This is a genomic window from Microcoleus sp. N3A4 (assembly GCF_036701805.1).
GTDB lineage: Bacteria > Cyanobacteriota > Cyanobacteriia > Cyanobacteriales > Microcoleaceae > Microcoleus.
Genome location: NZ_JAUBRJ010000130.1, coordinates 1 through 9,910, shown reverse-complemented (window position 1 = coordinate 9,910; position 9,910 = coordinate 1). Strand labels below are relative to the sequence as shown.

7 protein-coding genes are annotated in these 9,910 nt (G+C 47.9%); 1 reads left to right on the top strand and 6 read right to left on the bottom strand.

Features of this window, described 5'->3' with window-relative positions; genetic code table 11:
• Nucleotides 1-35: 35 nt before the first annotated feature.
• The 6 genes from QUA56_RS35670 to hpsA all read right to left on the bottom strand — a co-directional run bounded on the left by QUA56_RS35670 (nucleotide 36) and on the right by hpsA (nucleotide 9,008).
• Nucleotides 36-599 carry a hypothetical protein gene (locus tag QUA56_RS35670; RefSeq protein ID WP_333368510.1) on the bottom strand — a complete coding sequence of 188 codons (564 nt, stop codon included), beginning with the start codon at nucleotides 597-599 and terminating at the stop codon, nucleotides 36-38.
• Complete coding sequence (locus QUA56_RS35665; RefSeq protein ID WP_333368507.1) at nucleotides 578-1,216, bottom strand: Uma2 family endonuclease; 639 nt, start codon at nucleotides 1,214-1,216, stop codon at nucleotides 578-580. The genes QUA56_RS35670 and QUA56_RS35665 overlap by 22 nt, the downstream gene beginning before the upstream one ends.
• Before the next feature lie 131 nt (nucleotides 1,217-1,347).
• Nucleotides 1,348-2,001: a prepilin-type N-terminal cleavage/methylation domain-containing protein gene (locus tag QUA56_RS35660; protein WP_333368504.1), complete on the bottom strand. Its 654-nt coding sequence runs from the start codon at nucleotides 1,999-2,001 to the stop codon at nucleotides 1,348-1,350.
• 59 nt (nucleotides 2,002-2,060) lie between these two features.
• Nucleotides 2,061-3,155: a hormogonium polysaccharide secretion pseudopilin HpsC gene (gene hpsC / locus QUA56_RS35655; protein ID WP_333368501.1), complete on the bottom strand. Its 1,095-nt coding sequence runs from the start codon at nucleotides 3,153-3,155 to the stop codon at nucleotides 2,061-2,063.
• Between the two features lie 67 nt (nucleotides 3,156-3,222).
• The gene (locus tag QUA56_RS35650; protein ID WP_333368499.1) at nucleotides 3,223-3,825 is read right to left on the bottom strand and encodes a prepilin-type N-terminal cleavage/methylation domain-containing protein; all 603 of its coding nucleotides are present in this window, start codon (nucleotides 3,823-3,825) and stop codon (nucleotides 3,223-3,225) included.
• 32 nt (nucleotides 3,826-3,857) lie between these two features.
• Nucleotides 3,858-9,008, bottom strand: a complete 5,151-nt coding sequence (hpsA, locus tag QUA56_RS35645) for a hormogonium polysaccharide biosynthesis protein HpsA (RefSeq protein ID WP_333368496.1) — start codon at nucleotides 9,006-9,008, stop codon at nucleotides 3,858-3,860.
• On the opposite strand from hpsA, the gene QUA56_RS35640 reads away from it, so the two are divergent.
• On the top strand, nucleotides 8,899-9,255 hold the full coding sequence (locus tag QUA56_RS35640; protein ID WP_333368513.1) for a hypothetical protein: 357 nt from the start codon (nucleotides 8,899-8,901) through the stop codon (nucleotides 9,253-9,255). The two genes, hpsA and QUA56_RS35640, sit on opposite strands and share 110 nt — an antisense overlap.
• Nucleotides 9,256-9,910: the final 655 nt, after the last annotated feature.

Here is a 9,910-nt window from a genome sequence, read left to right as displayed (position 1 = left end):
CTTTATATATACGTCTAAAGAGGGCTAAAGCCCAATTACGTACCTATTTCTAGGATGACAATTAATCCACCCTGCTTATTAAGGGGGGCTAGGGGGGATCGAGATTTAATAGTCAAACAGCAGTCTGTGATTGGGTTTGACGTTAAGTTGACACTAATGGGCACTGCCGTCTCCTGGCTGTGGATAATATTAATTCCGATGCTACCGGAGTTGATATAAATCGCCCGATCGCATAAATCGCCCGATCGGATAAATTGCCCGATCGGATAAATTGCCCGATCGGATAAATTGCCCGATCGGATAAATCGCCCGATCGCATAAATCGCCCGATCAGATAAATTGCCCGATCGGATAAATTGCCCGATCGCATAAATCGCCCGATCGCATAAATCGCCCGATCGGATAAATTGCCCGATCGGATCAATTGCCCGATCGGATAAATCGCCCGATCGGATAAATTGCCCGATCGGATAAATTGCCCGATCGGATAAATTGCCCGATCGGATCAATTGCCCGATCGGATCAATTGTCGGTATTGATTCGATCGCCCGGTGTGGATGAGAGTCGATCGCCGCGGCTAAATTTGGGTTCTCACCCAAGATCGAAAGGCTTTCATGGCGACGTTTCTGCCTGCTGTTTTGCTTTGTTCTAAATACTGGGGGATGAGATGGGTGATTGGGAAGTTGGGAAACTGGAGACTGCGATCGGACTGTATGTATTTTCCATTTTGCAATACGCTGATTTGCAGGTTGCGGCCGTTGTAGCGCCACAATTCGGGCACTCCTAATGCTTCGTAGTTGTTAAACTGAGTGCGGGAGGTGAGGTCGATTTCTATGGCTAAATCGGGAGGTGGGTCTGTTTCTAAGTCGATGCGGTTTTTGCCTCTGACTGCGGCTTCGTTTTGGATGTAGAAACAGGTATCTGGTTCTACTCCTTGAGCCATTTTTTGATTTTTAAATGTCGTGGAGCCCAGAGACCAAAATTCAATACCAAGTTCTTCGAGTAGTGCTTCGACTAAGTTACCAATCAGGACTTTACCTATTTCGTGTTCGGGTAGGGGAACCATGATTTCTAATGTTCCTTTGCTGTATGAAAGTCGGGATGCGCGACTTTCTCCCAATTCTGTTAATAGGGTTTCAAACATCGGCCAGGTTATGTCTTTGAGTAATAGTTGATTTCCTGGCTGGATGATTATTTGTTTTAGTTCTAGCTGCATATTTTGACATTTTTAATTAGATTTGAAATATAAAATAATTTAAGTTAATATATTTTAGCAATTCTGAACTTATGCGGAATTGCTGTTAGAGATTCAGATTAAATTTATTGAAAACTATCATGGACACCCAGTTACTGGCAATCGTTTCCATCAGCACTTCTCATTGCTCCTAAAATGGTTTCAACAATTACACACTTTTTCGCTGAACTTTGAGCATCCTTAATATTTAGGGTTACTTGCTTTGGAGTGAAGTCAGATGGATTGTCTGTACACTCAAAGTTTTGTTCCTTAACTAGACATCCTTGACGGTTAAAGATGGCTTTATACACGCCGCTAACTTGCTCAAAAGGTTTGGTGTTATTGGTGGTATCTAGCACGATGGACTGTTCAAGCTTAATCCACGTATTTTCTGATGCGGTATTTATGGGTGCTTCCGTAAATTTACTAAAATCGGTAACATCGGCGCGGTGCAGTGCTACCTCAACAAAGTCACCTTGTTGTTTAAAACTAGCTTGCCAAGAAACTTTATCGCGCTTGGCATTACTTTGGGCTAGCTGCATGACAGCCGAAACGCGACCTATGGAGGTGCGAAGGCGTTGATTATTGATGAATGCCAGCCAACCGGGAGCGGCGATCGAGCTTAATATACCTACGATCAACGCTATCACCAGCACTTCGAGAAGGGTGAAGCCTTTATCGCCCTTTGTGGAGCGAGTATTTTTGTAATTGGGGTTTACTTTTGTTGCAGAAATCTGCAAAACTTTTAATAATATGGGGGTTTTCATTTTACTCTCCTGTTTTTATTCGCTGCTGGCGCGATTCGGAAATCAGTTTTAGACATCAGTTATTGTCCTCGCGCACCGAGACCTTGTACTTGCACACTTGCTGTTGGGAAAAATGCCGATCTGCTGGTTTTGAACTCAGCATCGTTGGGTTGAAGGCGGCGCAGGCTGTTTCCTCTGATCGTAACTCTAGCTATGTTTTTAGATGTATCTACACAAGCGTAAAAGCTATTTACGGTGTCCGGCGGCGCGGGGGGTATTCTTAGCGTTGTTTCTGGGACTGCTGTTGGCGTAACTCCTGTTGTATCGGTAGGATTGCCAAGAGCTTTCTGGCATTCTGCTATGTCAATTGGTGTTGGCCCTGGGCTGTGGTCGATGTAATTAACCAATACTTGAGGATTGATAAATTTATCGGCTCCCATCGTCACTTTTTCTGTGGGCTTACTAATGTCAAATTGTGTATTAAAAGCTTGATCTGGTGCTGCGGATTCTTTTGGATCAACTGTGTAATAAGGATTGGCCGGATCGGCTGAACTGGGATTTTTCACTCCATCCCTAATTTCATAGCGAGCAATACGGGTAGGACAAGTGCCTCCTGAAGGCTGACACCACGTATTTTCCTGGTCTTTAAACTGATAGTAAGCCACTAATGATAGTACGTAAGTATCGTTGCACTCACCTGTTTTACCCGGTAGTGCAGCGGGGTCACAATTACTTGGTTTAGGAGTCAAGGTTGCATTAACAGGAACAGCATTTTTAATCTGCTGCCGTTTCCAGAATACTAGAATTGGAGTTTGAGTTGCGTTTGGGGGAGGGATGAAACTTCCCGCTAGAAGTGCAGGGATGCCTGTAGGGGTAGTAGTGGTAGTGCTGGTAGTAGTGGGATTATTATCGTAAATATAAATAGCTTGACTCAAATCTTGGGAGATGAAATCAACTGCCGCCTGAATGTCTTGCTCGGTATTTGACTTGACTTGTTCCCTCCTGTCGGTATTCAGCATATCGACTACAAAACCGAGCATCGGCGTAATGATTAAAAATGCCATAATTGCTCCGACTAATAGCTCAACCAGAGTCATGCCCTTTTCTGTTTGAGCTGGCCCTGAGCGGTTTCGCTGGTGCTGACTTTTGAGAAGCAACCTGAGTAAAGTTTTCATTTTGACTTTTTCCTTTGTCAAATGGGGGGAGCGATTTTAAATCTAACAACGCGAACTTTGATTATTACTAACAGCCATTGGTACGAGCGCACAACGATCGATACGCGGACGCACCTCCTGCTGTAGTTGGGGGAATTTGTGTTTTCATTACCACCAAAGGCGCTTTAGGGTCGCCAAGAGCCGAATTAGCTACGGATTGCTGTTCCTTTTTCATCGTACCCGTAGAAGAAAAAGCATCGCCCCGGTAAACTCGCACAGTCAGCTCATAGCCTGTTGTGGTCGGATCGGTCGGGTTAGCTGGATTTCGCCAAGCACCCTGAATAAGAAAGTCTTTGTTGGTAGTGCAACCTGCTATTTGATCCAAGTCAACGCAGTACAAACCACTGGGCCCTGTAGGAGCAGGAGCAGAATCAGGAGGAGCCGACGTATCTTTGTTGTCATTTGAAGGTTTAATCGCCCCTGTCCTGAGAGCGTCTATGTAAGTTCTCGCCGCCTGCGTGGCGAGTTCCATCCGCCGCGCTTGTACGCGAGTCGCTACTGAGAAAGCCATCACGGGGGCGATCGCAATCATCAGCACCGAAACTACAATCATCGCTACCAATGACTCGATGATCGTGTAGCCACCATCTCGTGACTGGGATAAATTTTGCTGTTGTTGTCGCTTAGTCATAAATAGGACTCCAGTAATTGCGCGGCGGAAAGTTAGGCAGGAGGAGGACATACACTTGGTTTGAAAGTACCAGTCACAGCGGGCGTGCCGTCGGCTGCAAGTTCAGCACACATTAAAGTTTGTACCCACTTGTCATCGCGACCAACTTCCCGGAAATACTCGGCCGGCTCAGTCTTTCTGGGAGGAGTAGTGAACCTTTGGGTAAACAAGTCAGGTGGCTGAGATAGCTGGCCTACATCGAAACCCCAATCCCGTTTTGGCGGGGTGAAGTATGGAATCGTAGCACCTTGTATGTTGTATCTAGTTATTGAAAGTTGAGAATTTTCATTTGGCACATCATTTGCAATAGGAGTAGGCTGATCAGCAGGATTAGGCGATAGGGCGAATAGAGTTGCGAGCCGATCGGGCGAATTTGCCGGGAAGCCCGCAGGCAAAATTGGCTGATAGGGTGCGGTACTAAAGGCGCTGCGGTTTTGCTGGACGAAAGACCCTCGGATAGTAGCATTTGTAGTGTTTGAACCATCACTCCAAATCTCTAAGAATCGCGGTAAGTTTTGCAAACCGCCGTTAAAGTCACCCGACTCATTGTTTAGCGCCCTCGAAGGAGTGTCGCCTGCTCCAACGATCAGATTGAAAGTAGTACCAGCCGCTAGAGCATGGGAGACCCACCCTGTACCTTGTGCAGCAGAGTCGGGGTATTTTGGCTGGCCTATGGGTACTTCTACTACACCCGTTATCTGCGGGTATGGCATCAATAGCGGCTGTGACCCGGTGTACGCTGCTGGTAATGGATTTGTGCTGCTGCTTGCTGCGAGGGTTGGTAGAGGTACTTTGCTGCCGTCTATACTGGCTGGAGGAACAGCCTTGTTGACCACATACAGAGGATTGCTCTGATGGTTTCTGTAAACCGCGTTACCCGCCCCATCATTCCCTAGAAACCACAGAGCGTTATTTCCTGGACGCCCGACACCACCTGGTGTGATAGTTCCTGTAGAAGTAATCGCCAAAGCCTGTGGATTCCCGGGGGTTAGCAACTGGGTGGGATTAGACGGGTCTCTCTCAAAAGCCACGCGGCGGGGGAATCGCTGCAATGCCGGAACCGGGGGAGCGACAGTCGATCCAGCTTGAAAAGATGGATTAGCGGGGTCAGGTGGCACATACGTGGTACCCGCCGCGAGTGCGGTCCGCTGTGATCCCGGTGTCAGATCGACAAACCAGTCGGCATCCGTACACTCAGAAACCGGCAGTTTTGTGCAAACTTCCATGACATACTCTGGCAAAGTCCCCCGCCGCTGGACGGGGGTGGCAAAGTTGTTGAAGTAGGAACTCGACAGCGGGGGATTCGGTTGAACCACGTAGGTAGCGTCTGTCAGCACCCCGGACGCACCTGGGTTAGCTAAATTGCCGTCGTCTGAAAACGCCCCGCTGGAAAGTCCGTTAGTCACAAAGTTGTTGTTGTAAAATCCTTGCTGTCTGCGAGGCAATACAGCAGCAGCGCCCGCATTATTTCTCAGGTCAAAATCTCCCTCGTTGCGGAAGCCAAAACGGTAATTTTGGGATAGGAGAGTGACTGCATCTGCTAGTACAGTTGCCTGACGCCAATTGTCACCCCCACAACCCGTAAGTCGGGGGTCGCCCTTGCGACAAGCAAAGCTACTATTAAGCCCGCCCCTAGTTCCGTAAAAATCATTTGCCGTCCAATCAGTCGGCAGTGGCGTGTTGAACTCTTCCCCCCCGCTGTGAAGATTAAACTCTCCTTTGATATAAACCGGCAAATTAGAAACTAAAATCAAGCCTTTTTGCTTGACCAAATCTGTCACGCTGCCCACGTCCGGGCTCGTGCCGCGGAATAGTTCCTTACCGTTAATTAAGACTATGCCGTTGGGTTTGCGGGTAGGATCGAGCAGAGAGTCCGAGGGGCTGACTCTTTTGCTAGTCTTTTCATCGCCTGTCCGATCGCTGCGATCGGGCAGCGCGTCATCTCGGCTTGCATAAATTATCCCGCTGTTTGGCAGCAAATACTCTGGACTTGGCCCAGTATCTGTATATTTTTGACCGATCTCTGTCTGTCGAAGTTTATCTAAGTCAATCTGAGTGGCGCGAATTTCTAGCGGTTGCCGTTCTTCTAGGGGCTGATTGTAATTTCCTGTTAATTTTGCTGCTTCGGGGTCTGGAGCAAGAGGACTGCTCAGTGTAAAAGCTTCATTCACCTTGGTATTTGGATCGTCGCGATCGACTGCCTTGATTTCTCTGCCATTCAAAAATGCTATTTCTTGAATTGCCCCGTTAGGAATCAGTGCCTCATCGGGAGTGGCACCACCTAGAATGTCGATTGCACAAAGCGTTGAGTCAATAGCAGCTTTTTGTGCCAAAGTGCGCTTATTGTCTTCCACTTGGAGAGCCGATCGCAAAGGGCCGTTGGCAAAGCGACCGTCGGGGAAGACTAAGTTGGCTTGATTATTTAAAACTTCATTGCCCCCGCTCAACAAGCCGTTAGCCCCAGCAGTGGAAGCACCCGTTGGTCTGGCTGTTGGGGCGGCGTAGGTGATGCCGTTGTTAGAGCCGATGACTTTTGGCTGCGCTCCTCCAAGTGCAGGTAGCCCTAGCCCTGCTAATACCCCTGGTGACTGTGCTCCCTGTCCGCTGACATTGGCTAGCCCCTCGATATTGAGGGCTGTCAAAGCGCTGCTGGGGTCGTAATAGCTACTGACACAGGCGATCGGCTCTTGGACGGGTTGATCGGGTGCAACAATGTCGTCAGCCTTGTAACCTTGTTGTGCATAGTGATAAACTGCCGATGCCCGCATCCGCAAATCACCTTTGGCATATTGGGGATTCTTGCCGGGAACCTCAACGACCGGAGATGTGGCAGTAGCGACTACTGCGGGCGGCAGATTTGAGCCATCTGCCTGCCATGTAAAGTCAACCCAATTTAACTCACGAGAGCTGCCTGCTGCTGCATTATTGTTATAAACTTTAGACCCCGGTCCGAGCGGCGACATCGGCATCGTATCGGGCCAAACCACTGGGAACTCCTGTATACCCGGAATTGCTGGGTCGTCGTAAGTATTTGCCTGAATGAAGGCGTCATTGATTGTTGGAGGTGCTTCTTTTCTATTACCAGCAGCATCAAGCCATACAGGCGGTGGGAGGAAGGAATTTTTGCGATCGTAAACTCCTGCACTGGTGATGACGCGCAAACCGCCAATGCCATCGACTGCTGTTTTAGGTATTTGGGCTGCTGATGCTTCCCAGAAACCGTCTCTTAGATCGTCTGCTGTCTTTTCTCCTAAACCGTTGCCTCGGTCTATCGCCCCCACGTCAGCGAGCTTTGTGATCTGCGAAGCACGGGTGCGAGTTGTGTCTGTTGCGTCGGTATTCCACTTTCCAGCGAATGTTTGCTCTGTGCTGACTAATTCACTTTTAGTGCTGTCCCACCACTTATTAGGCAAGCTGTTGCCTACTACCACGCGATCGCCCAGGTATGCTTCTTCTTCGATCGGCTTGTTTGGATCGATCTTTGTTGCTTCTAGCTGGTTGAGATTGAGACTTAGTTTAGTGTTGGCATCAGTCGGAAGGTTCCATTTGTCGATCGGTCGCAGATTCTCTCCGCTACCTAGAATGGGCGAGGCTCCTGTTGGTGCTGCTGGTGCTGGTGGTAGCGGATCGAAGCCCTCAATTCCGTTTCCTTCAAATGGCACTTCTGCAAAGGGAATTTTTCGGGTTGTGAGTTTAAAATAATTTTCTAGTGCTTGCTCGCGGCTCTGAGTAGTCGGTCTCTTCTGGACTGATAATGGGTCATCAGTTTCGGGTTTATTTCTCGACTGCCACCCCACTAGCAAACTGATGCGCTCCTGAAACGCTGCGTTGTTGTAAAGTACGTCTAAAGCTGTATTTGTAACAGATTGACCGCTTTTTTTAGGGGACGATGCCGTGCTAATTTTTTGATCTGTTATTGGAGCGGGCTTTTTAAACAGGTGTACTTGAACTGTATTAGAAGCAAACTTATCACCAGAACCGCCATTTACTACATTTCCACCGACAAGTATTTTGCTATTTTCTTGTTCGTAAAAACAAGAGTCCGGGCTGCTAACTTGATATAATTTTAAATTGTCATCACCGCCCAACCCCGTCACAAGAAGATTACTATTTGTAATCATTCGCCCGTTGATATTTAACGGAGGCCCGGGAGATATTTCTAAGTCGTCTTCGTACACAACTGCGTTGTTGCTGAGGGGAATGCGACTTTGGTCTTGCTGGTATTCCAGAGCAGATATGCTGCTAGTGCCTGTGAATTCTTTATAATTACCACCCAAACTGCTAGCTTCCGAGGCTGTAATCGGTACATTAACCGTGTAGACAAAGAAACTTTTTAACAGTCGGCCGTTAATACTGTACCAACCGGAATCCCCAACCAAGCTAGCGATATTACCTGCCGCCGCCTCACATCCTTTTTTCAGTACCCCCAGCGACATCGGTGGGGTTCTTGCTTCCAGTGGCTTTCTTGCCCTCTCGAACTCGCCTGCATTAGCACCTGATGTAATGCGTGGGGGGCTGCGGAAGAATATCCCGTAGAGGGTAAAAGTGTCATACTTGCCATCATTATTCGTATCGACGGGATATCTCCAAGCAGTATTTATTGATTCGTTTTTTTCGAGATTAAAGCCTGCATCGGTAACTTTAAGGTCGGGAGATATGGCTGGATTAGAGTCCAGGTTAGCTTTAAGTTTTAGGCGTACCTCATCCCCAAAAGTATAATTATCAGGCTGTGGAGGTGTACTTGCTTTACCGTCAGAGGATATTATCCGGTACATTTCACTGTCGGATGGAGTCGCCGTCGGCCTTTGCGGGTCTTCCCGCAGCATAAACTGAATTTTTGCTTTTGCCCGATCGAGCGCGGGAGTCGCGGCCGCCAGCACCTGCTGGTTCACGCGCACGTTGCGAGCAGTATTCGCCCGATCGAACGATCGCAGCGTAATCGCCACAGTCAACAAGATCACTACCAGCAACACCATCGTCACCGTCGGCAACACAAACCCCGCCACGGGCAGATTTGCTCTGCGGCCCATAGCCATGAGCGATCGTAGCATTGCTCTCATCAGCCGCTTCGCGCCCGATCGAGTCACACCGAGAACCCGCCGCAGCAGCAATACGATAACTTTGGATAATTTGCTCTTAAACATTGACGCCTTCCTGAATAATTTCAGAGATGGTATTGCAGGTAGTTACTGCTTGACAGTACAATCCCATCTTTATATTGTTCCCATTTTCCGCAACTTGCATATCAGCCTCTTGCACAAATTTCAATCTGTACTTTGGCTGAAAAATAAAACCCACAAACCCGCAACCAACCTCACCGCCGACAATATATTTTTCAGCGAAAGATTTGCAGGGCAAAGATTAGAGCTCGGGAACTCCACTCTAGTCTAGTTCGATCGAGATGTCAGTGCCCAGCGGCAAAGTCAATCGATTTTAGATTTTAGATTTTAGATTTTAGATTGACCCCACGGATAAATGCGGGGGCTTGAGGATTTTAGATTTTAGATTTTAGATTGATTCCACGGATAAATCACGTGGCGGGTACCATCAAGAAATTCTTGGTCATGGAAAGTGCTGTTTTTGTAACGTGCGAGCCTCCCCAGCTACCCTTAAGAACGGCTACCATTTACATAAGAGTCGATCGCTGACCCCTAATGATAGAAATCCTGTTTGCTAGAACCTTAATTTCTCGTTTTCTCTTCTTAATAAGTAGATGAGTAGATGAGTGGAAAAATATATATAGCGGTTCTCAAAAAAGTGAGGTATGCCCTATGCCCTATGCCCTATGCCCTATGCCCTATGCCCAGTCGTACCTCATCTTTCTGAGAAAGGCTATACACCATATCCCCGGTTTATGAAGCAGTAGGGACTCAGGCTCAGCCCGCAGGTGTCAACTTCAGCCTGAAACCCCTGATAAGTTTCGTTTTTACCTAAGTCCAGATCCCCCTAAATCCCCCTAAATAAGCAGAGTGGTTTTATTGTGGGGAGAAGAAATCTGAAACGACAGAAAGCACCGCTCAAAGCTCGCGTCTGGGACGCAAGTGTT